This window comes from Pseudoalteromonas sp. Ld19 (genome assembly GCF_045064135.1).
In the GTDB taxonomy this organism is placed as follows: Bacteria; Pseudomonadota; Gammaproteobacteria; order Enterobacterales; family Alteromonadaceae; genus Pseudoalteromonas; species Pseudoalteromonas aliena.
In genome coordinates, this window is sequence record NZ_JBISHA010000015.1 from 110681 (window position 1) to 136832 (window position 26152).

Here is a 26152-nt window from a genome sequence, read left to right on the forward strand (position 1 = left end):
TAAAGAAACCCGTACACAGTGCGGGTTTTTTGTCATTAAACTGACATTTTTAGTGGTTATGTTATTGCCATAAACTTGAAATATAAATAAGAGATAGCTCAATGAAAAAAGCGTTATTACTAATTTCCACGCTTGTAAGTACAAGTAGCTTAGCCTCGCAGTGCGATATCAACCCAACTATATTAAAAGCAAATTACAGTGTAACCAATACAGTCACTCATTCTGTAAAAAGTACCGCAGCGGCGAATAGCAAGCCTGTCAGCCAGTCGCTTAACCTTTGGCGAAACCAGCAACAAGTTGCCCATGAAAATGATGTAATGACCGAGCTTTGGCAGCACCTAGCCAATAATCAAATACGACCAATACGTTACTTTAATGCTCAGCAACGCGGTATTGAATATCAACCATCTGAGGTGCGCGGCGTACAAAACTGGAGTGCTAAAACTCAGCTGGTGGATAACCACCTAATCAAAAAAATGACCCTAGTAAGCACACAAGGCACAGGCTGTGATGAAGTAAAAAACTATACCTTGAGCGAAAATGGCAACGATTTTACACTCGCCTTTTTTACGCATTCAAAATTAGTAAAAACATTTAGTACGAGTAATAAAAAAAGCCAAACAACGACCTTACTTAGTCTTATTAATGTAAGCACTGATGAGTCATTAATTAGTGCTCAATTTGCACAGTGGGATCGCTTTCAAACCACCGACTACGCCGACATTGGCGATAACGAAGGCGACCCATTTTTAGCTAAAATGATAAACCTAGGTTTTATTGAGCACAGCGCAACAGGTTTTTATAATCAGCAGGGCGAGGCTATTCAAGGCGGGCATCACCACTAGGTTTTAAAGCTTTTAAATGTTGTAGTTCATAGCTGAAATAATGACAGGCGGCTATGAGCTACAAATAGGTATTCAAAAGTAGATTTATTTAAGCCATTCCCACCCAAGTAATACTACACACGATCAGCCACATAATATTTATAGCTGGTAATAATTTACACTATTTGATATTAATAGAAATTCACACAATAGGGACATTTTGGTGAAGTTTCGTTTGATAAAGCTGTTAGCCTACCGTGGTATTTTATGACAACAGACTCTAAGAAAAATATAGAAAAAGCTTATGCTTCAAAGCTATCTGAATTGCTAAGGCAAAAATGGCAAATCGATGGTGCTCCAAATGAGGCTTGTTGGCCTGATTTATTGATTGGTAGTAATGGAGTAGATTTTGGTTTAGAGGTAAGAGAAATCTATTCAGATGAAATGAGGAAAGGTTCACCTAAGCGAGCTACAGAGTCTAGAAATATTCAAAGAATAAAATTAATATGTAAAAAATATTATGAAATTTCGAGCATACCAATAAAAGTTAATTTTCTTGGGAATATTGAAAGTAGTAAACTGTTTATTAATTGCTTAGTTACTGCTACAAAAGAGTTGAAGGACTTCGAACAGGTGAGGTTAGAACCGGATAGAGGTTCGGTGGTATTTGTTACAAAACTGCCGGTTTCATGTGTTAATTATAGTCATTGGACTTATGTTTCAGATAAAGTTGGTTGGGTATCAGAACTTGACCAAAAAACAATCGAATCAAAAATATTAGAAAAAGCAGCTAAGTTACCGAAGTATTCTGAAAACATTAACGATGTACGATTACTTCTTGTGCATAATTCACTATTCAACTCTGGCAAGTTCAATATCCCGAAAGATAATACTTTGCAAACACTGGGATTTAAAAAAATATATATTCTTTCATACCCTGATAAAGTGTACGTGATCGGCGATTGAGAAGTGTTTTCAATGGAAAAATAGTTAGTTATGGTTTCACGTAGCTAAACTTTGACAAACTATTTTTTACTCTTCTTGAAGCGCTACTGCTTGCCACTAAATGCAAAAATAAACCGCCTAAATCTACTCAAGATGAGCATCATCAGGCTTTTTAGGTTCACTCGCGACTTCTGTTAAGCCGTCTTCGCAATCACCGCTGTCGCAGGTATTTAAATCACTTTGTGCTTGTTTATCTTGTTGTAGCACTTGCTTTAAATCTTCCATACGTTGGCGCACGGCTACGCCGTAGCTGGCGTCGTCGCCCCACAGCTCGGCAAGTTGCAGTACTGCAGCGCGGTCGTGGTCTCTAAATAGCTTACCAGCACGTTCAGCATCTTGCTTAGTGTTACCTAGTAACTCCAGTGCTTCTACGGCAAGGTTAATAGCTGAGTCGACGGTTTCGCGATTAAACGCATCTACTTTTAAATTAAGTAACTGATACGCATGGCGGCGGTCGATTGCGCGAGCAACAATTTTTAACTGCGGGTAGTTTTTATGCGCGAGCTTAATTATCTCAATAGTTTTATCGGGGTTATCGATTGCGATTACCAGCATTTGCGCGGTGTGCGCGCCTGCGGCTTCAAGGAGTTCTTGGCGTGCGGCATCGCCATAAAATACGGTATTGCCAAAACGGCGTAGTAATTCTATTTGGCTAGGGCTGTGATCAAGTACGGTAATTTCGTAGCCTTGCGCGTGCAGTAAACGCCCCATAATTTGGCCAAAACGTCCGTAGCCCGCAATAATTACGTGCTTAGCGGTGCTAATTTGCTCTGGCTTATCAAACTCAGGCAGAGCACTGCTGCTGCGTTTTTGTATTTGCTCATAAACCATGAGTAATAACGGCGCTATTAGCATTGATACCGCCACAACTAAGGTAACAAGGCTGGTTTGCTCGGGCGTTAAAATACTGAGCGTAGTGGTTACGCTTAACAGTACAAAGGCAAACTCACCCCCTTGGGCAAGCGCTAAGGCAAATAATAACTGCTGTTTGCTGTTAATTTTAAAGGTAACGGCAAGGGCAAATAAAATGCAGGCTTTAACTATAATTAATAAAACCACTAAGCCTATAACAGTACTAAACTCGTTAAATAGCAGTTCAAAGTTAATAGATGCGCCAACAGTTATAAAAAACAACCCTAACAGTAAGCCTTTAAAGGGCTCTATATCGGCTTCTAATTCGTGTCTAAACTCACTCTCAGCAAGTACCACACCCGCTAAAAAAGTACCCAAAGCAGGCGATAAACCAATACTTTGCATAACCAGCGCAATAGCGACCACTAAAAACAGTGCGAAAATAGTAAATATTTCGCGCATGTGTGTTTGGGCAATGTATCTAAATAACGGCGCCGATACATACTTACCGCCGGCAATAATAGCGGCAATAACCGCAACCGATACACAAACTTGTTGCCATACCGGCCAGCTTGCAATAATCGAATCGCCGATTTCTTTTGTGCTAGTTTGCGGGGCAAATGCAAGCAGTGGCAGCAAGGCTAAAATAGGGATAATGGCGATGTCTTGAAACAGCAATACCGAAAACGCGTTTTGTCCGGCTTCTTGCTTTAGCCAGCCTTTTTCTTCAAGGCTTTGCAGTACAATAGCGGTAGAGGAGAGCGCGAGCATTAAACCAATGGCGAGTGCGGTTTGCCAATGCATAGCAAAAAACCAATAACAAAATGCAAATATAGCCGCTGCTGATAATACAACCTGTAAGCCGCCAAGCCCTAAAATAGAGTGGCGTAGTGTCCATAAACGCGAAGGTTGTAGCTCAAGGCCCACTAAAAATAGCATCATTACTACGCCAAATTCAGCGAAATGCATTACATCGGTTTGATCGCCCACAACACCCAGCGCATAAGGGCCAATGAGTATGCCGGCAATTAAATAACCTAATACTGAGCCAAGTCCGACTCGTTTTGCAATAGGGACAGCGACTATGGCTGCTGCTAAGTAAATTAAAGCAATTTCTAACACGCGTTTATCCTAAGTTAATTTATGCTCAAAGTGCTTGAGCATAAATAGAATGACTTAGGTTCTTGTAAAATACAATAATTTATAGAGTTGAAAGTAGCTATTTGAGATCGATTTAATGCTTAAGCTTAAATGTTTAGTATTAATCGTCGAGCTTTACTGGCCCAGTAATATTATCAATACTTACATCGCCAGAACCTGCTTCGATAATAGTTAGCCCTTTGGCATGATTAACGCGAATATCACCAGAACCGTCTTCAATAGTGACACTGGCATCAACATGTTCAATGATTATATCGCCAGAGTTGTCATCTACATTGACTGCGCCACTTACATTATTAATAGCCAAGTCACCTGAGCCATCTTCAACGGTTAAAGTGCCGCCTATATTGCTCACGTGCATTTCGCCCGATCCATCGTCAATAACTGCATTGTCACTTACATTGCTAATATGAATGCTGCCAGAGCCGTCGGTTAATTCTAAATTACCTGCGATATTTTGAAAGTTGACTTCACCTGAGCCATCGTCAACAGTTAGGTTTTTAGCGCTGTTAATGGTTAAATCTCCAGAGCCGTCTTTTACATCAATATTGCTTTGCATCGCGGTGATAGTTATATCGCCGGATCCATCATCAATGTCTAAATTTAGTGTGCTTGGCACAGTAACCACTAAATTAATACTTGGCGATTGGCCACTGTAAAAGCTAATCCCATTACGGCTTTTATTTTGGGCAACAAGCTTTGCTTGTTTACCATCTTGCTCTAGCGTTAGCTCATATTCATCGTTAATGTCGGCTGTGTAAATAGTGGCATCAACACTTATGCTGCTGGCCGTTTTTGAGCCTTTTATTTCAAGGCTACCTGCGCCGCTCAAAACATTTAAATACTCAAGGTTGTTGCTTGGCAGTGTAAGTTGTTGCGTCTGTTTTACCGATGCAACGCTTGGCGATATGTGAAATACACAGCCGCTTAATAATAAAATACCGCTAATAAGTGAAAGTGGTTTTGTAATATTTAATACGCTTGATGAGCTCATGGTTATTCCTTTGATATTTATTGTTTGTATTTGTATAAACAATATAGAGCAAAAATGGGGCCTAAATTTAAGTGTTTGTTTTATAGTGAATTTAATTTTTTGTTGAAAATAAAAATACTAATTAGTGGTTAAAATTACTAACTATTAATAAAAAGGATGCATAAAGCATCCTTTTTATTATTCAACTTTGCTTTGTTTTTTTAAAAGCTGTAAGTGATATTACCGTATAAAAAGCGGCCATCTAAGCTGTATGGTGCATACGGTGTGTACGGGAATATTTGACTAAAGGTTGAGTAACCAATGTTGTCGATAGTCGCTTGTGGGTACTGATCGAACAAGTTATTGGCACCAACTGCAAACTTCCACTCATCATTAGGGCGATAAGCAACTTCAAGATCGGTTATCCATTTAGCGTCTAGGTATTCATCGCGATCGCTGGTTGTGGAAATATCAGCAACTTCACCATAGCGTGTAGCCCGTAATGTGGTTTGCCATTCGTTAAAGCTCCAAACCGCCGATAAGTTTAACTTGTTATCGGGTGTTCCTTCTTCAAAGCGGCCCACTTCACGGCGTGCAAATACAACGTAGTCATCACCTAGCGAATTAAGTTGCTCTGGATTGTCATCAACGTGGGTTACTTCGGTGTCGTTAAAGTTAGCGGCTGCGTTTAAGCGTACGTCGCCTAAGTTATCTAGCTCTAGCAAGTAAGTTGCAACGATATCTACACCTTGCGTACGAGAGTCAATGGCGTTAGTGAAATAGCGCACGCTTTCGGTGTTTAGCTCACCCGCGTTAGCTAAAATTTCTTGCACAGCAGAGCCTGTTAAGTTTTCAGACAAAACAATACGGTCATCAATATCAATGCGATATGCATCAACGGTTAAGCTAAAATTACCTTGGGTGTATACAAAGCCAGCGGTGACGTTTACTGAATCTTCTGCGTCTAGCTTTTTAGCACCTAGTGCTTGTGCAGCTGGCGCGTCACTTGGAAACAAACCGACTTCAAATGCTTGGTTGTTTTCAAGTACAGTCGAAATTTGACGGTATGAGCTTTGTGCTAATGAGGGCGCACGAAAGCCAGTGCTTATAGCACCACGTAAAGATAAACGGTCGGTAATGCTGTAACGCGTTGCTAGTTTTGATGTAAACGTATTGCCAAAGTCGCTGTAATCTTCATAACGGCTTGCTAAAACGACATTCCACTTTTCAGTTAAGTAAGTATCAAGCTCAACAAAGAGCGCGACATTGTGGCGGCTTTCGTCAGTGACGCTTTCTGGGCCAAAGCCAGAAAGTACTTGTGCGCCACCGGCAGCAATTGGATTGCCATTACCATCAAGAGCAGTAATGTAAGAGGCTTCTTCACCTTGTTCTATTTTGTAGCTTTCGTGGCGATATTCAGCACCTAGGGTAAAAAACACGTCGTCAGGCAGGCCTAAATCAAGCGTAGTGCTGGCATCACCATTAACAATAAATTGGTCATAAACGAGCGCGCCGTTATCAAACTCGGTAGGGCTGTTTGCGCCTAAAGAGGTGTTTAAGCTATTTACTACACCCAAAGAAAAGTCGTTCCGGCCATAGTTAGTACTGACATCCCATGTCCAGTCGCCTGACTCGCCTTGCAAACCAAGCGCAAGTGAATAATCTTCTACGTCTGTTTCAATTTGTGGTAAAAAGCCATCAGGGTAAAGAGCTAACACGTTACGGCTGTCTTTTGCGCGACGGTAAAAGCCACCCGAATTACCTTCACGTTTTGAGTAACTACCAAATGAATAAAGGTTTAAGCCATTATCTAAGTCATAACCCATATTGTAAAATAAGGCGTAGTCTTCAAGGTCGGCTTTACCAAAACGGTGGTTGTAACGATCAATAGTCAATTCACGTGGGTCTAAACTGCCATCATCAAGGCGACTATATTGCTCGCGCGGGTCAAAACCAGAGCGCTGAGTTGGGCTGTTATCACGATACTCAATTGATACGTTTACAAAGCCGTTATCTAATAACGAAAAGCCAGAATTGGCACTAATAGTACGAGTACTGCCATCGTTTACTTTACGGTCATCACCAGTATTAAAAGCCAAGTCGCCGTTTGCATCTGCATACGCACTTTGAAGGTTTGCAGCCCCTGCCATTTGGGTATCGTATTGTCCGTAAGTAACACTTACACTTCCGCCTTCAGTGGCATCTTTAAGGATTATATTAATAACACCCGCAATGGCATCTGAACCATACTGTGCAGCAGCGCCGTCGCGTAAAACTTCTACACGTTTAATTGCTGATGTTGGGATCATATTTAAGTCTACAGCTGTTGAGCCACGACCTACTACGCCCCCTAAGTTTAAAAGCGCACCAGAGTGGCGACGTTTGCCATTAATAAGCACTAAGGTGTGATCAGGCGCTAAACCACGTAACACGGCTGGGCGAGCATGATCTGTACCATCAGCAATCGTTGCACTTGGGTAGTTAAAGCTAGGTACTTGGTTTGCAAGTACTTGACTGATTTCAAGTTGACCTGTGCTTGCCATATCGCCGCTGGTAATAATATCAACAGGTACTGAACTTTCGGCAATACTGCGTAAGCTACGGCGCGTTCCTGTTACTGAAATTACTTCGATATTTTCTTCTGCTTGGTTATTTTGCTCTGCGGCAGCAGCTATAGAATAAGGCGTGCTAAGTGCAGTAGTAATAGCCAAGCTAAGTGCTAATTTATTGGCAGATAAACGCTTAAAAGTCATTAATGTTCCTTAAGAACGTCGTTGTTTTGGTGAGTTTGAAAAGGAGCGAATCATATAGAAGCGCTCAACTACGTGCAAAGATAAAAACCATCTATGTTATTCACGTTTTTAATAAGTAAGGCCACTGTTTACGTACGTTACAGACGATTAGATCGTTACTGTTGTAATCTTGTGGCGAATGGAGGCGAAATCAATAAAACTAATAGAAATTGAGAATAAAAAACGCAGGGCAATAAAAAGCCAAGTTAAAAAACTTGGCTTAAAAAATTTTAAAACAAGGGTTAAAAAATTACTCTGGAGCTACTTCAAGCGTTGTAAATAAGGCATAACGACCTGAGTCTACACCTTCTTCATTTACGGTAACCTTGTTAGATGTTTCGATTAGGTATAGGCCTGGCTCTTTCCACGTAATTGTAAACATACCGTCTTTATCGGTCGTTACTTTTACTTCGCCACGGTCGTTACGGTAGCGTGTGTCGCCTTTTAAAATACTTACTTCAATGCCTTCACCGGCAGATTTACCATCTTGTAGTAACTGAAAACGAGCTTGTTCACCGACAAATAAATCGTTTGGATGGGTTGGGCCGCTTAGCTCTAAACCTAAACCTAGTTGAGCTGGCTTAGAAGTACCGTTGTGGCTTACAAATGTATCTACCGTCGAGATTGATTTAACCGTTGTTATGTCGGTCGCATCTTTTGGTAAGTTGGCATCTGCTTTTTTAGCAAATACACGGTGGCGCTTACCTGCGGCATCTTTATAAAAGGTCATTAGCGTTGGCTTTTGCGTCATCGCAATGTGGTAAGTACCCTGTTCAGTTAAGCTAATTGCGGCTGAGCTTTTACGTTTTAAGTAATAAGCACGGATTGTGCCGGTGACAGGCTCACCGTTTGGCATAAGTGCCATTAGTAATGTATCGTCCCATTGAGCGCCTTTTTCTTTTGGCTTAAATGCTTTATCGGGTGCAAAAATTTCGTTTGAAACACTTGCATCAATCATCACATAATGCGCTTTATCGCCAGAAAGTGAAGTGTGTGAAGGTAGCAACCAGCGCGCGTGTGCATTTGCTGACGTTGACACTAAAGCAGATAGGCTCAATGCGCCGATTAATGCAGTTTTTAATAAATTAGTTTTCATTATTTTTCCTTTGCTTAAATTCGAGTAATAAATAGCTGCTCGAGATAGATTTATTATCCTGAGTTCAGGTTACTTAGTGCTTACAGTGACGAAGCTTTTTGAAAACTCGTTTTTACCGTCAATAGTGAGCGTTCCTGATTGAGTTAAATCGAGCTCAACACGGGTGTAATCTCTGCCGCCTTCTTCGCGTACAACTTCAATATTTAGTAAGTATTTACCTGGTTTTACGGTGTTACCGTCCAAATCATTACCTTGCCAATTAATGGCGTAAGTACCAGCTCGTTTGGTTGCGCCGCTAATGCCGTCAAAGTTGATGTTACTTTTACCAGCTTTGCGCCACCACTGGCGTAAGTCTTTAAACCATTCTGCTTTTTGCACCCAAAGAGCGAGCGTAGTAACGTGCTTGCGCTCTGGTGTTTCGAGCCAAACAGCAACGTATGGGCGGTGATATGGTTGTACTCCTAAGTCGGGAAGTGTTAATTCAATCTCGAGTTGTGGTGTTTGCGCATGCACAGTTGTTTGAAAAAGCGCAGCTACTAGCAGTAATGCAGCACTTATAAATAATTTAAATTTAACCATTAAGACACTCCTTTAATTTGTGGTACCCAGCATAAATAAATAACCAAAGGCGTTGCGATGCCTAAAACGGTTATCCATATTCCAGCTAAGCGTTTTTTTCTGTTTTGAAATAAAATAATCATGCCGGTGATAGCAAATAGAATCATTAGTACGGCTGATATATCAATAACCCAGCTCCACACTTCACCACTGTGTCGGCCTTTATGTAAGTCGCCAATAAGGCTTAAAAAGCCACCTGTTTGGTAATCAAGGTTTAGCTCACCAGTTGTAAAATCTAATTCTGCGTAGGCAAACCCAGCAGGTAATGGGTAGTCGAGCATGACAAGTGCATCTTCTTTTTCCCATTCAATACTTTTTACTTTTGTAAGTGCATATTGCTCGGCTAAGTAGGCTTCTATTTCTGGGTAAATCGTTGGCAGCGTGTCTCGTTGCGCATTCGCTTTATTAACAAGAGCTGCTGGGATCATTGCCGTTACTTGGCCGTTATTTTTATCGCCTTTAAGCCAATCAACATGGTTGAGCACAATGCCGCTAACGCAAAATAAAATAAGCAAAAAAAATAAAGCTGTAGAAATATAAATATGTAGTGCGCGGCTTGTGCTATATAAAGCCCGCTTATTAATAAACGCCATAAATCTTTAATATTATAAAATTTTCAACATGATAATGATTTGCATTACCTATTACAAATTTACTTACCAAACTTTACATTAGATTTTACAAGTGGAGGGTATTGGTAGGTATGCGTTTAGTGCTTAGGTGGGGTAGAAGGTCTTAAAATAAGGTAAATCATTACCGATATTTCTATTACTGCAACGAGGTAAATAATCCAAATAGGGGCGGCTGAGTACAGTAAAAATATAAAGCCAATTAACATGCCGATCGCGGCATAACATTTAGCTTTAACGGGAACCACTTTGTGAGCTTGCCACTGTTGTAGGGTTTCACCGTAGCGAGGATGGTTTAATAGCCAGTGTTCAAGCGCGGGGGATGAGCGAGTAAAGCAAGTAAGCGCTAAAATGAAGAATATAGTTGTGGGCATCACAGGCAAAAAAATACCTATAATCCCAAGTGCGACAAGCATTAATCCAAGCGCTTTTAGCCATAGATTTTTATAACAAATAAATACTGATTTTATATTCACCTAGGCTCTTTTAGTTATTGCTGATACTTTGGATTGTAGGCCAAATACTACCTAGTTAAAAGAATAACCCTAAGAGCTGTAAGTGAGAAATACACTTTTTCTAAGTTGATTTTGATATTCTTAGTTAGTATTATTCTGGCAACAGGAACAAATATTAACAAGGAAGAAGATGAAATCACCATATGTAACAAAGCAATATAAAACTGATCCGGTTGGCTTTTTAATTAATGTTTTAGATGCTAAGAAAAGAGATTAGAAACGTAGAGGGCATATTACCTATATTAACGGCTTTAATTACTTATAGGCAACTAAGTCGCCATAGGCAGTCACAGGTAAACGCAGCTATATTATTAATAAAAAATGGCCCTGTAAAGGCTCATTTATATGGATTAGTAGGACAGCTTGCGTTCAATCCAAAGTGGTTTAGTTGGAGTTTAAATGACGAAGAGTTAAGAGCTTTCTTCGATACAAACAAAGCCGTAGCTGACGCAACGAGCAAGCTAGGGCTGATGGTGCTGGGTAAAACTGGCGTGGCAATTGCGGAAGGGTTATTACAAATTAAAGACGTTGGCGTTAAAGCAGCAGTTAAAGAAACAGTTGTTAAGGCTTCAAAAGCTACTTTAGGTAGAGATATAGCTAAGCAATTTACAAACAATCCTAAAACACTTGCAGGTAGTTCTTATGCTGCAGCTTATGTAGTCTTAATATCATCATTTTTATACTTCTGTTCAAGTAAAAATGAAGATGCTGCAAGAAAAGAGCTTGTTTTAAGAGGATTGATTAAGCTGGAAGATCTCTAATATGATTGCTAAAGCTGCGTTGATGTTACTCACATTATTTAGTTTGCATATATATACTCGTGCCCAGATGCATCCAAAGAAAGTTGAAAAAGCATCCAATATGAGTTTGGCTAGAAGAGCATTTATATTTTCAGCTCTATTAGCTTCTTTCACCACAAGCATTGTGTGGGCTGCTGGCGACTCAATTAGTATAGGCTTATTTATAGTGCTACTCGGTGTGTTTTGGAGTAGCTCGCATAGCTTACTCAAAGCTTGGCGAGATACAGAATGAAATTAAAAATACTTATTACCGTTTCAGCATTAATTTTTAGCAAAGATTCTTTTAGCGCTGATTTATATTTCAATGTAGGCAAAGCGACCCCCTACCTTAGTATTTGCTCGCTTAAAAATGATCTGTATGAGAGTGGTACCGTAGTTGATTTTACTAATGAGGTATTAAGTAAAATCTATCATGCTTCTGATGAACCTAAAAAGAAAATAGTTGCTGAAGGCGCTGATGAATTTCTTTTGCAGCTAGAATATCAATCTGCGCTGGGTGTTACTAAAGAAGATGAGCTTTACTCTTTGCCAAGGTGTGAACGCCATGCGGTTACCGTATTAAAGCAAATGTGTTCAGATAAAACGTCTGAATTTATTCCATCAAAGCCCACATGTGAAAAAGCAAAACAGTACTTCAAATAAAAAGGCTGCAATCGCAGCCTTTTTAAATTCTGAGTTGAGAGTAAAGTTAGAAATAATAACCTAAGTTAATATTGAAGCGACGTTCTGTGTCGCCATCCCCGATCATTGTACCGCCAATAAATGGCTGATTACGTGCTTGAACATAATCAAAGTATGTAAAAAAGGCACCAGCCGATACACTTACACCAGTTATATTCATCCATGTATCTGCGCTATCGTCTGACTTGTTGTAGATGGTGCTGTAGTCGTTATAAAATTGTAGAGCACTTATAGGCCCCCATTCTACCGAGTAGTTGTAGGCAACGTTAACACTAGACATAGTCGCTTTACTTGCAACTGTATCGAAGTAAGCATAGGCCGCAACTGAAATACGATCGCTTTGGTCATCCAAATCATAGTCATATTCACCATGCTGTAGTTGAATATTCCAATTATTAATTTGGCTATCAAGATGCATTGCCCATGCACCATAACTACCAGCACGGTCTACACCGTCATGTAAGCCACCACTGAGTAATGAAATACCAAGATCTGTTGTTATGTTTTTACTGTGCTCAATTTGATATGTTGCACGGCCAGCAAAGGTATTGTACTCACCAAGCTCATTAGCGGGTTCTGCGTAAGTTCCTTCGCTTGCGCTGCGACTACCTACAATGTCATAAGAATAACGATGGCTTTTATCTGATGCTGAGCCGTCAACACCGCCTAGCTCGTCGTTTTTGAAAAAGCCTAAATCTAGCTTCCAATTATTTTTAAGCTTACGTTTTACTACAACACCTAAATCAAAGTCGTCTTCTAGGCCGATGTAATAGTTACTGCTGAAAAAATAGTTATGAGAATTATAAGGGCCGTTACCAAATGGAACTTGCGTAATACCTGCTTGTGCTTCCCAGTCATCCGCAAACTCATAGCCTAAGTAAGCATATTTAACGACAGTCATATAATCAAAAAAGCGGATTTCACCATTAACTGAAATATCGTTAATTTTCCCAGATACATTTAAGCGGAAAATATCAAAATCAAAATCGCCATTACGATCTTCATTGTCTTCATCGTATGAAGTTACACTGTAGTTGGCACGAATAGCCCCACCAATTTTAATGCCTTCGTCTTTTTTCTCGGTTTTTGCTACTGCAAGCGTTGTGGTGTCGGCTTTTTTACTGATCTCAGCAACCTGTTGCTCATGTTTTTTATTAATTATCTGCTGCTTTGATTTTTCTTCAATTAACTGATTTTCAAGCAACTGCATTTGTTGTTTTAATTGCTTTAGTTGATTTTGAAGTGTGTCGAGATCTGTTGCATAAGAAGTGCTTGTTAAGCCACTTAACACAAGTGCTAGTGTTAATTTTGAGAGTTTAGTCATAATAGCTGCCCAGATGTTGGTTAATACTAATCTGCATAAGTGTTTGAATAAATTAAAAAATTAAATCATCCCTGTAATTAAGCCGGTTGGTATAAAAAATAAAAAGTTCAAGGCGTACAAAAACGCCTCACGGTTAAAATAGGTACTCACTTTATTCAGTTTTTATTTATTATTGTTTATTCTTTTGGGGCTTGAGTAAGTGCACCTACTTCTAGTAGGGGAGATGCATCTAGTTTATCTGCATCCATCATTGCCGCTACACGCTGCATTGATGAGAGTAAAAGACTCTGTTCCCATTCAGCAAGTGCAGAAAACTTTTCAATAAAGTGTTCTTGTAATGGCTGAGGTGCTTTTTCAAGTAACTCTTTTCCCTTTTCGGTGAGGTATAAGCTCACTCGTCGTTTATCCATTTGACTGCGTACGCGTGTTACTAAATCTCTACTTTCGATTCTATCGAGAATATTGGTGACGGTTGCTGGGCTTAAATTTACATTTTGAGCAATTCGGCTAGCTGTTATGCCATCTGTTTGAGAAACTTCTTGCATTATAAGAAGCTGTGGCCCAGTTAAGCCTGCTGTTTTGTTAAGTTGCTTAGAATGCAGATCAATTGCACGGATCACTTTACGTAAAGAAACTAATAACTCGTTATATTTTTTCATTTGCTTGTCTCGTCGAAAGAGCAGTGGTTTACCGTAATCGCGAAATGTTACACATCAAATAAATTGAATTCAAATTATATATTGTATTAAAGCTCTATTTTATTGGTTTTTATTTGTTTGAGCTGTAATTAATATTAACGTAGTTTATCTATATATAATTAAGATTTTAGCAGTGTGTTAGCTAATATTTGCGCACACTACGTACGTTAGTATTTATTCGCAAGTTTTAATGGTTAGACTTTAGTATCATATAATAGCCTGCACGAAGCTGAAATATTCAACAGTAATGAATAAAGTAATCGTTATGGCATTTAGCGTAATCAATAATTGACTTACGTAGCTTATACTTTAAGTATACTTTATTGTGTATACCAGCATTAAAAATCTTTAGTTTCAGTATTATAGGATAAAGGCATGAAATTATCACCATCAGTTAGCATAGAGCACACCGAAAGCGGCCTTGAATTTATTAATGTGGTTAGTAGTTTATGCAGTGCAAAAATATTTTTGCAGGGTGGTCAAATTACTGAATTTACACCTAGAGGAAAGCAACCTTTGCTTTGGGTGTCAAGCCACGAAGCCTATAAAGAGGGGGTTAGTATGCGTGGTGGCATACCCATTTGCTGGCCGTGGTTTGGTACACATAACAATGAGGATTGGCCAGCACATGGTTTTACGCGTACAAGTTTATGGCAAGCTGATGAAGTGAACGAAAGCGATCACGAAATTATCATAGGCCTAAAATTGCCAATGAAGTTAGTAAATACAACGTATTGGCCCCATCACTCAGCATTAAAAGTTGAATTTGTATTGAGTGATAAATTACAGGTGCGTTTAACCACTACCAATCTTGGCAATACATCATTTAGCTTTAGCCAAGCATTACATGCTTATTTTCCAACATCTGATGTTAGTAATACTCATATTGATGGTTTACAAGGTTCGCAATATATTGAGTTTGGCAAAGGACCATTTACGCAAAACGATGTGGTTAATATTGCACGAGAAACCGATATGATTTATACCCAAGCGCCTTCTTTGCAGGTAATTAACACGCCCGAGGGTGTGATACATGTGAGTCGCGAAAATTCACATTCATGTGTGCTTTGGAATCCGTGGATAGAAAAGTCAAAGCGTTTATCTCATTTTGCTGATGACGAATACCAAACGATGTTGTGTCTAGAAGCAGCCAATGTACTCGAAGATGCAGTCGTACTTGAATCAAAACAAAGCCATACACTAGTAACCACTATTAGCTGGGCTAATTAATTATAGCGATAGGAAAAATTGTGTTTAACAATCAACAAATAATGGATTTACCAGAGCATAGTGTCATTAATTTTAAACCTTTGGCCGATAAAGCTGTGCTGCATAACCAGCTCAACTGGCTCGTATTTTACATTCCACTAATAGCGGTGCTTGTTGCGCTTTGCTATTTTAATGAAACATTTGCTAATAATGCACAAACGTACTTGTTGATTGGAATGCCAATTTTAATCGTTATATCTATGGTGTATAACGTTGTGAGTATAAAGCAACAAGGCGTTGCGATACGTACTCATGATATAACGTTTAGAAAGGGAGTTATTTGGCAGCAAATAACTATCTTGCCGCTTGCTAGAGTGCAACATATTGAAATTCATCGCGGCCCCATTGAGCGCAAGCTCGATCTAGCAAGTTTAAAACTATACAGTGCTGGTGGGATGAGCGCCGATTTACAAATTAGTGGATTAACACATACTGATTGCAAAAATATCCGTCAGTTTGTGCAAGATTATCGTCAAGATGAAAGCTCCATACAGGCAGCGACTACCGATGAGTGATTTAAACCCTTCCCCTGTAGATGCTACGAAAACAGTAATGTGGCAAAAGGTATCACCTTGGGCGCTTGTTTACTTTGTTGTGCACTTTGGTATGCGGTTTATTCGAGATGGCATATTTAATTTATTACCAATCATGATTGTATTTGTCACTCAGGTTGAAAATAAATTATTTTGGGGGCAAATAGCCGGTGCTCTTGCCATTGTTGCCTTGTTGGTTTATTCCTTTTTATATTATAGAAGTTTTCGGTACAGTCTTACAGACGATAACGAAATATTACTTAATAAAGGTGTTTTTAAAAAAGAGCGCTTAACACTTAAATTTGCACGAGTACAAAATGTAAATATTGCAGAGCCGTTTTACTTCACACCGGTAAAGCTCGTTAACTGTATTTTTGATGCGGCAGGTAGTGTGTCACAGGAGGTCATATTACCAGGCATAACGAAAGAATATGCCTTGCAAATGCGTAAACAAATATTTGCTTTTAAAGCGCAGCAGCAACCAGAAATTAATACACCACAGCAAAGCGATGAAGTGGTCACTGAAAACAGTCTTTTTATTACTAACAAAGAAATAGCTAAGTTTGGTTTAATGTCGAATATGGCGATTTTAGCCCTCGCAGCGATTGCACCCTTTATAAATATAGCTATCGACTTTTTAGAAAAGAAACTTATTGTTAAAATGGAAGGCTTTTATCAGCAAGAGCTTGGCATTATAGCAAATGCGACATTGCTTGCGATAATAACACTGATTGTATTGTTAGTGTTTTTAGCCATTTTCTTGTCTGTGGGTATGTCGCTCATTCGTTTTTATAACTTTGAACTTTACTTTAAAGGGCAAAAATTTAAACGTATTGCAGGTTTGCTAGAGCGCCATCAATTATCTATGAGCTTAGATAAAGTACAATCTATAGTTATAAAACAAAATTTAGTGGCGAGGTTGTTAAAGCGTTTTACAGTTGATTTTTTACAAGCAAGTGGCGGTGGTGTAATTGCAGGAGCTGCCGCTAAAAAAAATAAACAAACACTTGTTCTACCAGTATTGAGCGCTGAGCAAGTAGATAGTGTATGCCAATGGATTTACCCATGGTTCAATAGTAAAAAGCTTATATTCAAGCGTCCTGAACGAGCATTGCTTTATAAAAATTTAATAGTGTATGCGTTATTACCAAGCGTACTAGCGGCTATTTTTTGTTTTAGCATGAGCGTTAACGTGTGGATTAGTGTGGGTGTTTTTGCTGCTTTTTCCACCTTAGTTGTTTTATCGTACCAGCGTTATGGTTACTATTTGCATGAAGATAACGGACGCTTTTATATGGTGGTACGCAAAGGCCTCATTGGCGTTCATTACCGTGTGTTTGAGCTTTATAAAGCGCAGAGTGCACATACAGTAAGTACATACTTAATGCGTAAATCTAGTTTAAAAAGCCTGTATATACAACTAGCTTCGGGGAGTGTATTCGTTCCTTATATTAAACAGCACGATGCTAATTTTATAGTTGATTTTACAATTAAACAGGTTGAATCAAATACTCGTAGCTGGATGTAAATTACCCTAATTAAACATGTGTAAATACACATTTGCACATGCTTTATTACACTTTCTTACTGCCCATGAAAGACATTTAATAATACCCTAGATGGTATTAAGGAATTATTTTAGGGACGCTCATGAAAAAAACACTTATCGCATCTGCCTTATTGCTAGCTGCACCGAGCTTTGCAGCTGATTGGCAAACTATTCATACCGAAAATTTTAATATTCATTACAGTATTGAGCATGTAGATTTTGCTAAATCGACCGCATCAGAGCTTGAAATAGTACGCACCAAAGTGCTTGAACAACAAAACCGAGCACTTGATAAAATAGTTGATGTGGTGGTATTTGATCCCCTAAATGCAGCAAACGGCTTTGCTTTGCCAACGTCAAATAACCCTGTAATGGCACTTTTTACTACGCCACCGCAATCCGATACGGTTATATCAAATAGCTCAGGCTGGCAGCAGTTACTTGTACTGCATGAGTATATTCACTTAGTGCATTTAGCACAGCCTACCCGTAATGACTGGCAGCAAAAAGTACGTGGCATATGGGATTTATACGACTTAACCTACAGCGATACGCCACGCTGGGTAGCCGAAGGTTACGCCACACTGATTGAATCTAAAATGACGGGTCGTGGACGTTTATTTGATAACTATTCAGAGTCGATATTACGGGAGTTTGCTCAACAAGGCGCATTGCCAACCTATGAGCAATTAAATGGCGATGAAGGGTTTATGGGCGGCTCAATGGCTTATTTAATGGGTAGTCGCTTTTTAAATTGGTTAGAAAAAAACTATTCAGAGCAAACGCTTGATAGTGTTTGGACGCGAATGCAGGGCGTAAAAATACGTGATTTTGATGAAGCATTTAGCGGCGTGTTTGGGCAAAACGCAGCCAAGTTATACCGTCGGTTTATAGCTGAATATACTTATAAAGTAATGCAAATCGAGCAGGTGGAGCAACCACTTAATAGTGAACTTTGGCTTGAGCTTGATTTATATGCAAGTAATCCCGCACTTTCAAATGATGGCAGTAAACTTGCCATAGTTGAGCGTGACAAAAAGAGGAATACCAAGCTTATAATTTATAGCACGCAAGACAATATTAAAGCGCAAGAAGAATTTACCAAAGCGCAAAAAAAGCTACTCGACAATGACGCCCAAGATATTCCCGATACAGCGCCAAATGTTTTTAAACGCGAACAAAAACAAGTGCTTAATCAAATAAATCGAGCTGGTATTGCCAATCCCCAATGGGCAAATAACACAACGTTATATTTTAATGCGTATAGCAACGAAGAGTCGGGTATTTATAACAAAGTGTCTGACATATTTAGCTATAACACTGAAACCGGCAATATTGAACAGCTTACCGAACTTGCTGGTATACGTCGATTTAGCGTAACCCGCGATGGTGAAACCTTGTATGGCGAGCAAATAAGAGATGGCTACTCTGAATTAGTGAAGGTTGATCTAAATACACAAGCTATCACACCATTATTTACAAAAAGCCTTGAGACAACTTACGATTATCCAATCCTCAATCTTGATGAGACTAAATTAGCTTATTTATCAACGTCATTAAATGAAAATTGGCAGTTGTATATACAAGATTTAAACAGTAAACAACAGCTGTCAGTGCCTATGCCAAACGGGTATCAATATTTAAGCCAACCAAACTTTAGCCAAAATGGAGAATCACTTTATTTTATTGCGGGCTTAAATAGCGCTACTGATATTTATAACTATCACATAGCGAGTAAAACACTCACCAAGTTAACCCAAGGGCAGGAGGCAGTTGCTCACCCAATAGAAATGATTGATGGCTCGTTGCTTTATTTCTCAATTACCGCCGATGGGCCAAACATAAAAACATTGCCAAAAACTATGAGTAGCAATGTCGTTACTGAGTTTGCAGCTAACAAACAAGCACCGCTTTTGCTAGTAAATAAGCACACACTTCCAAAAGCCGAAATATATACGCACGAAACAACAGGGCAAACTAATTACAATATTCTCGACCAACACGCGACCCTTGCGCTTGGCTCTCAGTATTATTCTGCTTCAACAAGTGTGTTGGATTTAAGTATTAAAAGTAGTGACTTACTTAAGCAGCTCGACTTACAAGCGGGGTATGGCAGTGATTTAAACGATGGTGCGCTGCATGGTGGTTATGTGCAGGCAAAATATAACGCGCTCGATGTGAAATTTAAGCTGGCATTGTTTGACTACAATTTAAATACATCGCGTCAGTATCAGGAAAGTTCAAACGTTGATATTGATGCGCGAGGCGGTTTTGCAGCAATAAGTTACCCATTTAAATTTGGGCAATTAAACGTAACGCCTGAGCTTGCCTACAATTATACTGATTATAAACAAAGCTATAAAAAATGGACTCGTTTTGGGGTTACTCAACACTGGCAATATGATCGTCAAGACTTTGCAATTGGCCAGAGTATTAATGCGAGTTGGTACGATGGCGGTAGTAAAAGTAGTAATTGGCAAGGGTACGATTTATTTGCAAAAGTATTTGGAAAGGCGTTTAGTATTCCCCTTTATGCAAATTTTGAACAAAAGCAACGAGGTGATAACAGTCTTGCGTTAGGTGGCTTTGGTTCAAACCTCATTAATCAGCAACAAAGTAGTGAATATATACTTTCATCTGATCTGCCTTTTTACAGCGCAACCGCTGAGCGTTATCAAGGTTATGGTGGTGGGTTTAGCTTTAAAGAAGGCATGCCGTGGCTTTATTACAAGCAACATCAGCTTGATGGTGGTGTATACGCGCAAAGCTATGGATTAAAATACCAAGGCGATTTTAGTTTTGGAATGGGGCCTGCAGGTGTAAACGACTTAACCTTTAATATGGGACTGTCGCGAGTAGAAGGCGACAGTTTTGAAGATGAAATGCGCGCTTGGCTGAGTTTCTATTATTCGTTATAACACTTAATAAGCTAAGTTATACCAATTTTATTAAAAACATGATCATTCTATCGTATTAAATAACTCACTAACTACGTTAAAAATTATTTGTATAGAACAACTATGTATCATAATTTTAGCCTTGTTATTGAGCTATTTTCTTATCGCTATAATAGATCACTAATTTAATGCAATTGGTATTACTTATCGGTTTGTAAGGATAGTAACTTAGCTTGAAAATTTTAATCAAGCGTTCACTGTACCGCGCTTATTTGAGCGATTTGCCTGTGACTGTTTTTTACGTTTTCGACGTGTGAACCATAAATAAAACCCCGTACCTGCTAGCCACACCGGACTTAAGCCTATAACGCACCACAAAATTTTACTGATCAGCCCAGCAAAGTATCCAAAGTGCAGCTTTCTAAAGCTATCTATTACTTGCCAGCCAGCACCAACTTTACGAATGTCCCAATTGGCTATGTGCTCACCCGTTAATTTGTTATAGGTAACGGTATTTGCGTATTCGCTTGCGAGTGGATTGGCGGTGCTTACTTCGCCAAATACAGTGATGTTTTCATCTGGCTGTAGTGGCATGACTAAAAATGTACCATTAAATGTAGGTATTTGTTTTTTACTGTCGTCAAGTATATGTTGGAACGAAATGTCGCTACTGTATAGGTTTTTGGTCAGTGCGAAGTGCTCTTCTTCGGCGTGCTCAATGACTTCGTGATACCACACTGCTCCGTTAAAGTAACCACCCGTAATGGCTAAAATGATGATAATAGGCGAGCCTATAACGCCAGTCATTTTATGAATATCACTAAGCACTATTTGTAGTGTTGCACGCCAGCGTACGCTAAATAGACGCTGCCAAAATTTGCGATAAATAATGAGGCCAGTAATGCCTAATACTAATAAAAATAGAGCAAAAAAGAATCCCAGTACAGTCCCAGTTTGCCCAGGTAAACTTTTGAAGTCGTTAAGTAAAAACGTGTAGTGTAGCTCTAGAAACCAATCGGTAAAATAGTGTCTAGTGCCGACAGGCTCTGACAATATATCACCAGTATATTGATTCAAATGAAACTTATACCATTGCTCAGTACCGCGTTTCACTAAATAAACTCGATCTGCTGTATCGCCGTTAAATATTTCCCAGCTGCCTATTACATACTCAGGGTACGCATTTTCTGTATTCGAGATTAATTTATCGATTGGCATGCGTTCAGGTAATGCTTTTACAACAAAATGACTGTTTGGCATCAGCAAGCCATCTATTTCACTTTTAAAAACTAATACACTGCCTGTAATGCTAATAACAATCAGTGGAATGATTGCAATAAGAGCAATCCAACTGTGTATTTTAAAAAGAGTTTTTCTCATAGATGATTTTGTATGCAGTTATTTATTGTTTACGCATGATAACAACTATCATTTTTATTTAAAAGCTTGTGGGGTGACTTTCCTAAAAACAAACAAACTGTAGAGGTAATTCTACGATTTTTGTATACCCAGCTTGCCACTATTTAAAATAAATATTTGCGATTTAGTTGAGTTAAGCTGACTTCGCTCTACAATGCCGCGCTTATAGTAAAAGCCTTTTAAAACAGATGTTTAATAAATGTTTTTATTTCTATTTTTAATTAACAGTTATGTAACGAGCGAGGTTGTTTTGGCGCATTATTTGCCTATTTTATCTTCATTTATTTTGGTTTTTAGTTTTTTACCCTTATTGACAAAAATTCGAAAAAATCGCAGTGTCTCAGGTTTGTCACTATTAATGATGGCATTTGGCTTGGCGCAAAGCCTTTACTTTATAACTTATAATATTTACTTTGAGCGTTTTTATATTGCTCTACCATTTATTGTAACAGGTGCGCTAAGCGGGCTTATTTTGTACTTTTTTGCGCGTTTTAACGCAGCTAAGCGAGAACGTACGCAGCTTGTGATTATGATTGCTTTTTCATTGCTGCCTTTTTCTCTACTACTAAATTCAACCCTTGATACTGCAATGGTATTAAACGCTTTAACATATGTGGGGCTTGTGATGAGTTCGGTACGTGTTATGCCGCAAACTTATAAAACACTGCGTACGGGTAATGTAAGCAATTTAAGCGCTCGCTACTTTAGTTTGCAGTTTATTGCTGGTATTTGCGGCTTAGTTGTTGAGCTTTCAAATGCTGCTCCAAGCACTGCGCACTTACTCATGTTTATTATGCTGTTACTTACCAATGCTGTGCAATTTGGTTGTATGCAATATTATAGAATGCGACCTGCAATGGCTTAAAGCCAAAATAAAAGTGCTAATTTAATCTGAACTCTGGTTAAGAGGTTTACTAACAGATTTAACTATAATGATATTTAAATTTATTTTTCTCTAGCCAGAGATTTTCAGTGAAAACAAGGCGAATTTACGCGTCAATAGCTAGCCTATTGCAAGTAAATTCAACGTAGTTAGCGCTGATAATAGCTGCTGGAGATAGATTTATTACCCAGAGTTTAGATTAATTTAGTTAAGCTGTGGTAGTTTTAAGCTCTTAATCATTATAAAGTTTCAACAATGCAATTAACTATTCATCAAATTGATGCGTTTACGAATGAGTTATTTAAAGGGAACTACGCGGCAGTGATCCCATTGGAATCGTGGTTAAGTGACGATCTAATGCTAAAAATTGGTGCTGAGAATAACGTATCTGAAACGGCTTTTACTTGTCAGCAAGATGATGGAAGTTTTGTTATTCGCTGGTTTTCTCCATTAATGGAAATAGACTTTTGTGGCCATGCCACACTCGCTGCGGCGTATGTTTTATGTGAAGAGCATAATGTATCGAAAATCCGCTTTATTGCCGATGCAGTAGGCGAGCTAATCGTTAATAAAAATGTTGACGGCAGCTTTGCAATGACCTTTCCGAAGCAAGTACCGAGTGAGGCTGATAATATACCTAAAGAGTTATTTGCTGGCTTGTCTATACAACCTTTTAAGGTGTTAAAAAATCAACAGGCTTATTTTGTGGTGTATAAAAATGAGCAAGATGTCATTAACCTTAAAACAGACTCTAATTTACTCAAAACCTTATACCCGTTAGACGTGGTGGCGACAGCTAAAAGTACAGAATATGATTTTATATCACGTTATTTTTGGCCTGCAAGCGGTGGCGATGAAGATTATGTAACGGGTTCAATCCATACTGGTCTTGCACCTTATTGGGCGCAGCAATTGGGTAAAACTACGTTAAGCGCTTATCAGGCTTCAAGCAGAGGCGGGCATTTACTATGTGAAGTGGGTGATACGACCGTCACTTTAACGGGACATGCCGTAAGGTATTTAAAAGGCACTATTTATATTTAGTTTTTATTTTTTGTCATAAAAAAGGCCACGTTAAACATGGCCTTGGTTTACTCAATTATTCGAGATATTTTACGCTTCTAATGCTTTTGCAATTAAGCGGTCAATATATTTTTTATGTGCTTTAGTCGCTGTATCTGATCCCCACGCAACACTGGTATCGGCTATTTGAGTAAGCTGATATAACGCAGCGGTTTTAGCTAGGTTATCAAATTTACTTGCTTTACCAAGGCCTGCAATCGCGATTAGCTGATTAACATACTCAATTTGTAAGTTGTGGCTAATAGAGTTTGCGTCTTTGCTTTTCACAAAGATGCTGGTTGTTAAATCTTGCATAAACTGAGTTAGGCTATATTCATTACCGTATAGAGCGGTGTCAGAAATACGCAGTAATACCGCTGGGTGTAATAGCTGTGCAAGTACAGATTTCTGCATACCTAAAATCATTTGGTGTGCTTTAGGGTCCTCATTTTTACCGTAGTGATTAAAGCCACGACGTTGTAGTTGTAGGTAGCTGTATAGAGGTTGCATGTTTTGTAGCACGTCAGGGGCAAATACAAACTTGGCTAGTATATCCATCGCTTGTGTTTGGCGCTCAAGCGATACTGGCGTAAATGGTTTATCTGCATTTGCATCACCCACTACAGCGCGCTCAACATACACACCGCCAATCTGGCGAGAAACAACACCTGCTTGAGCTCGGTATTGACCAAATAAGCTATTAGCAGAGGTAACAAGCTGTTGGTAAGACTCACCTTTAACTGTTGCTTTATCTTTTAGCTCAGTAAATAGTTTATTAATTAGCGCCATACGATCTGCGCCATAAGCTGCAGGATTTGACGACAAATCACCAATCATTACACGTGGATCAATATGGCGACCTGGTGCGCGCATATCGTCGGCATCGTTACCAAAGGCAAGAGCGTGCTCACTTGAACGCGCAAGTATTTTATCAAGCCGAGCTTGCTCAGCAGCTTCATCTGTAAGTGCTACGCTGTAGCCGTAGTTAATTGCCCAATCATCGTAAGGACCTGGTTTTGTTTGAAAAATATCACCTTGCTGCATACCAATTGGGGCAATGTTAGCGGGTGCATAATCCATAACAGAACCGGTTACTATGCCTTGGGTTTTGTTTTTATCGTGTACTTCTTTTTCATCCCACAAGATAGATGATTTCATGTTGTGGTTAAGGCCTAAAGTATGACCAACCTCGTGAAGTACCAATTGTGTTAAACCTTGGCGAAGCATTTCTTTGTCTGCAATTTTGTCGCCGCTTGCAAGGCCTTTGGCAAGCATTAGATTTTGTTGAATCTCATGCCCAAGAGAGCAATTTAGCTCGCCGGTATGTGTTGTTTCACCGTGGCTCATTGTCCCTTGGGTGAAAAGTGTGTCATAAATCCAGCGGTTTTTCATAAATACAAACTCAAGCATAATATCTGAGCCAAGTATTTCGCCTGTTAATGGGTTAGCAAGTGCTGGTCCGTATCCGCCAAATGGCGGCTTAGGTGACGAAGTCCAACGTAGTACGTTGTAGTTAATATCGCCCGCATCCCAATCTGCATCGTCTGGTTGTACTTTTACTTCTAAGGCATTTTTAAAACCGGCTTTTTCAAAAGAAGTATTCCACGTTAAAACAGCGTCACGAATGGTATCGCGCCATTCAATAGGTGTGGTGTTTTCTATCCACCAAGTAATTGGTTTTACTGGCTCTGAAAGTGCTGCACCTGCGTCTTTCTTTTGTAAATCCCAGCGCTTTATAATATCTTCATAAGGTGCCCAATCGGTAGACGTCATTTGATCGAATTGGTTGGTAAAATAACCAATGCGCGCATCATCCATACGTGGCACGTAGTTGTTGTTAGGTAGAGAAACAAATGAGTGCTGCACTTTTACCGATACACTACGTGGATCGCTTACTGCATTTGAGCCACGTACCGTTGGAGTAGGGTTAGTAAATACGTAATCAACAACCACGTCTAAGTTATTAGGGTATGGACGCTGTTTAATAATGCGTGACTTTTTATCGTCTAGCTTGCCTACTTTAAAGCGCTTTTTAGCGTTTTTATCAGCTGGGTTTGGCGTAGGCGATACTTTGTGAAGTGCTTCGCTTAAAAATAGCTTATTTACATTAAATGCTATTTTTCCATCTTCTTCTTTTTCTATTTTAATACTCGCAAGTACCGCTTCACTAATGTTGGCATCGCTTGCTTTAGAAATAGCACTGTTTTCATCAAACTTATATCGAGGTGTTTTGCTAATGATATCAATGCGGTCAAAGTACTTTCTAAATTCAATTAGCTTAGTTTCACGGTATGCACCACGGTAGTGGCCTGCGTCAGTAACTCCATCAACGGTATGCGCAAAATACACAAATGGTGTGTTGAGTTGCGACTCGTTAATTACCATTAGGTGTTTACCGGTTTGTTCGTCTTGATAAAGGTTAAATACACCCGCGAATTCGGTTTGTCCTTTGATCATTTCGCTAAGTGTTTTTGGTTCTTTGTCTTCTTTCTTTTCGGCAGCAAATGCATGGCCGCTAAGCGCTAAACTAAGCGCAAGAGTAATAGTGGTTAATTTCATTATTTGATCTTTT

General features: G+C 39.2%; 22 protein-coding genes. 11 read left to right on the forward strand and 11 right to left on the reverse strand.

The window, feature by feature from the left end; genetic code table 11:
- Window positions 1-101 precede the first annotated feature (101 nt).
- Window positions 102-845, forward strand: a complete 744-nt coding sequence (locus ACJJVZ_RS03950) for a hypothetical protein (RefSeq protein ID WP_405598353.1) — start codon at window positions 102-104, stop codon at window positions 843-845.
- A 246-nt stretch (window positions 846-1091) separates the two neighbouring features.
- Window positions 1092-1790 (forward strand): hypothetical protein, encoded by a 699-nt coding sequence (locus ACJJVZ_RS03955; protein WP_405598356.1) that lies wholly within the window; start codon window positions 1092-1094, stop codon window positions 1788-1790.
- Window positions 1791-1913: 123 nt separating this feature from the next.
- Here the strand turns inward: ACJJVZ_RS03955 and ACJJVZ_RS03960 are convergent, their stop codons facing one another.
- The 7 genes from ACJJVZ_RS03960 to ACJJVZ_RS03990 form a co-directional block, all read right to left on the reverse strand.
- Entirely contained in the window at window positions 1914-3803 is a 1890-nt protein-coding gene (locus ACJJVZ_RS03960) for a monovalent cation:proton antiporter-2 (CPA2) family protein (RefSeq protein ID WP_405598359.1), read from the reverse strand.
- Window positions 3804-3942: 139 nt separating this feature from the next.
- Window positions 3943-4836 carry a hypothetical protein gene (locus ACJJVZ_RS03965; protein WP_405598362.1) on the reverse strand — a complete coding sequence of 298 codons (894 nt, stop codon included), beginning with the start codon at window positions 4834-4836 and terminating at the stop codon, window positions 3943-3945.
- Between the two features lie 200 nt (window positions 4837-5036).
- The gene (locus ACJJVZ_RS03970; protein WP_405598365.1) at window positions 5037-7568 is read right to left on the reverse strand and encodes a TonB-dependent receptor plug domain-containing protein; all 2532 of its coding nucleotides are present in this window, start codon (window positions 7566-7568) and stop codon (window positions 5037-5039) included.
- A 289-nt stretch (window positions 7569-7857) separates the two neighbouring features.
- Window positions 7858-8703, reverse strand: coding sequence for a DUF4198 domain-containing protein (locus tag ACJJVZ_RS03975; RefSeq protein ID WP_405598368.1), 846 nt, complete (start codon window positions 8701-8703; stop codon window positions 7858-7860).
- A 69-nt stretch (window positions 8704-8772) separates the two neighbouring features.
- Window positions 8773-9282, reverse strand: a complete 510-nt coding sequence (locus tag ACJJVZ_RS03980) for a DUF2271 domain-containing protein (protein WP_405598370.1) — start codon at window positions 9280-9282, stop codon at window positions 8773-8775.
- Window positions 9282-9914 (reverse strand): PepSY-associated TM helix domain-containing protein, encoded by a 633-nt coding sequence (locus ACJJVZ_RS03985; RefSeq protein WP_405598373.1) that lies wholly within the window; start codon window positions 9912-9914, stop codon window positions 9282-9284. Before ACJJVZ_RS03985 ends, ACJJVZ_RS03980 begins: the two co-directional genes overlap by 1 nt.
- Window positions 9915-10030: 116 nt before the next feature.
- On the reverse strand, window positions 10031-10426 hold the full coding sequence (locus ACJJVZ_RS03990) for a YbaN family protein (protein WP_405598376.1): 396 nt from the start codon (window positions 10424-10426) through the stop codon (window positions 10031-10033).
- Between the two features lie 236 nt (window positions 10427-10662).
- On the opposite strand from ACJJVZ_RS03990, the gene ACJJVZ_RS03995 reads away from it, so the two are divergent.
- The 3 genes from ACJJVZ_RS03995 to ACJJVZ_RS04005 are packed head-to-tail and all read left to right on the forward strand — an operon-like array spanning window position 10663 to window position 11907.
- Window positions 10663-11226, forward strand: a complete 564-nt coding sequence (locus tag ACJJVZ_RS03995; protein ID WP_405598379.1) for a hypothetical protein — start codon at window positions 10663-10665, stop codon at window positions 11224-11226.
- Between the two features lies 1 nt (window position 11227).
- Window positions 11228-11497 carry a hypothetical protein gene (locus ACJJVZ_RS04000; RefSeq protein WP_405598382.1) on the forward strand — a complete coding sequence of 90 codons (270 nt, stop codon included), beginning with the start codon at window positions 11228-11230 and terminating at the stop codon, window positions 11495-11497.
- Window positions 11494-11907, forward strand: coding sequence for a hypothetical protein (locus ACJJVZ_RS04005; RefSeq protein WP_405598385.1), 414 nt, complete (start codon window positions 11494-11496; stop codon window positions 11905-11907). The genes ACJJVZ_RS04000 and ACJJVZ_RS04005 overlap by 4 nt, the downstream gene beginning before the upstream one ends.
- A gap of 46 nt (window positions 11908-11953) precedes the next feature.
- Here ACJJVZ_RS04005 and ACJJVZ_RS04010 read toward each other — a convergent pair whose 3' ends face one another.
- Window positions 11954-13270, reverse strand: coding sequence for a porin (locus tag ACJJVZ_RS04010; protein ID WP_182701184.1), 1317 nt, complete (start codon window positions 13268-13270; stop codon window positions 11954-11956).
- Window positions 13271-13446: 176 nt separating this feature from the next.
- Window positions 13447-13929 carry a MarR family winged helix-turn-helix transcriptional regulator gene (locus ACJJVZ_RS04015; RefSeq protein WP_077536458.1) on the reverse strand — a complete coding sequence of 161 codons (483 nt, stop codon included), beginning with the start codon at window positions 13927-13929 and terminating at the stop codon, window positions 13447-13449.
- Between the two features lie 414 nt (window positions 13930-14343).
- Between ACJJVZ_RS04015 and ACJJVZ_RS04020 the strand changes: the two genes are divergently transcribed.
- From ACJJVZ_RS04020 to ACJJVZ_RS04035, 4 genes are all read left to right on the forward strand, one after another.
- Window positions 14344-15198, forward strand: coding sequence for a D-hexose-6-phosphate mutarotase (locus ACJJVZ_RS04020; RefSeq protein WP_405598389.1), 855 nt, complete (start codon window positions 14344-14346; stop codon window positions 15196-15198).
- A gap of 20 nt (window positions 15199-15218) precedes the next feature.
- Entirely contained in the window at window positions 15219-15752 is a 534-nt protein-coding gene (locus ACJJVZ_RS04025; protein ID WP_405598392.1) for a PH domain-containing protein, read from the forward strand.
- A complete protein-coding gene (locus tag ACJJVZ_RS04030) occupies window positions 15745-17298 on the forward strand; it encodes a PH domain-containing protein (RefSeq protein WP_405598395.1) in 1554 nt (517 codons plus the stop codon). The genes ACJJVZ_RS04025 and ACJJVZ_RS04030 overlap by 8 nt, the downstream gene beginning before the upstream one ends.
- Before the next feature lie 122 nt (window positions 17299-17420).
- Window positions 17421-20237, forward strand: coding sequence for a TolB family protein (locus ACJJVZ_RS04035; RefSeq protein ID WP_405598398.1), 2817 nt, complete (start codon window positions 17421-17423; stop codon window positions 20235-20237).
- Between the two features lie 225 nt (window positions 20238-20462).
- Here ACJJVZ_RS04035 and ACJJVZ_RS04040 read toward each other — a convergent pair whose 3' ends face one another.
- Window positions 20463-21596 (reverse strand): PepSY-associated TM helix domain-containing protein, encoded by a 1134-nt coding sequence (locus ACJJVZ_RS04040; RefSeq protein WP_405598401.1) that lies wholly within the window; start codon window positions 21594-21596, stop codon window positions 20463-20465.
- Between the two features lie 289 nt (window positions 21597-21885).
- Between ACJJVZ_RS04040 and ACJJVZ_RS04045 the strand changes: the two genes are divergently transcribed.
- Together ACJJVZ_RS04045 and ACJJVZ_RS04050 are read left to right on the forward strand one after the other, a co-directional pair.
- The gene (locus tag ACJJVZ_RS04045; RefSeq protein ID WP_405599076.1) at window positions 21886-22500 is read left to right on the forward strand and encodes a SemiSWEET family transporter; all 615 of its coding nucleotides are present in this window, start codon (window positions 21886-21888) and stop codon (window positions 22498-22500) included.
- A gap of 273 nt (window positions 22501-22773) precedes the next feature.
- Window positions 22774-23562, forward strand: a complete 789-nt coding sequence (locus tag ACJJVZ_RS04050; protein WP_405598404.1) for a PhzF family phenazine biosynthesis protein — start codon at window positions 22774-22776, stop codon at window positions 23560-23562.
- Window positions 23563-23631: 69 nt separating this feature from the next.
- Here the strand turns inward: ACJJVZ_RS04050 and ACJJVZ_RS04055 are convergent, their stop codons facing one another.
- Complete coding sequence (locus ACJJVZ_RS04055) at window positions 23632-26139, reverse strand: zinc-dependent metalloprotease (RefSeq protein ID WP_405598407.1); 2508 nt, start codon at window positions 26137-26139, stop codon at window positions 23632-23634.
- Window positions 26140-26152: the final 13 nt, after the last annotated feature.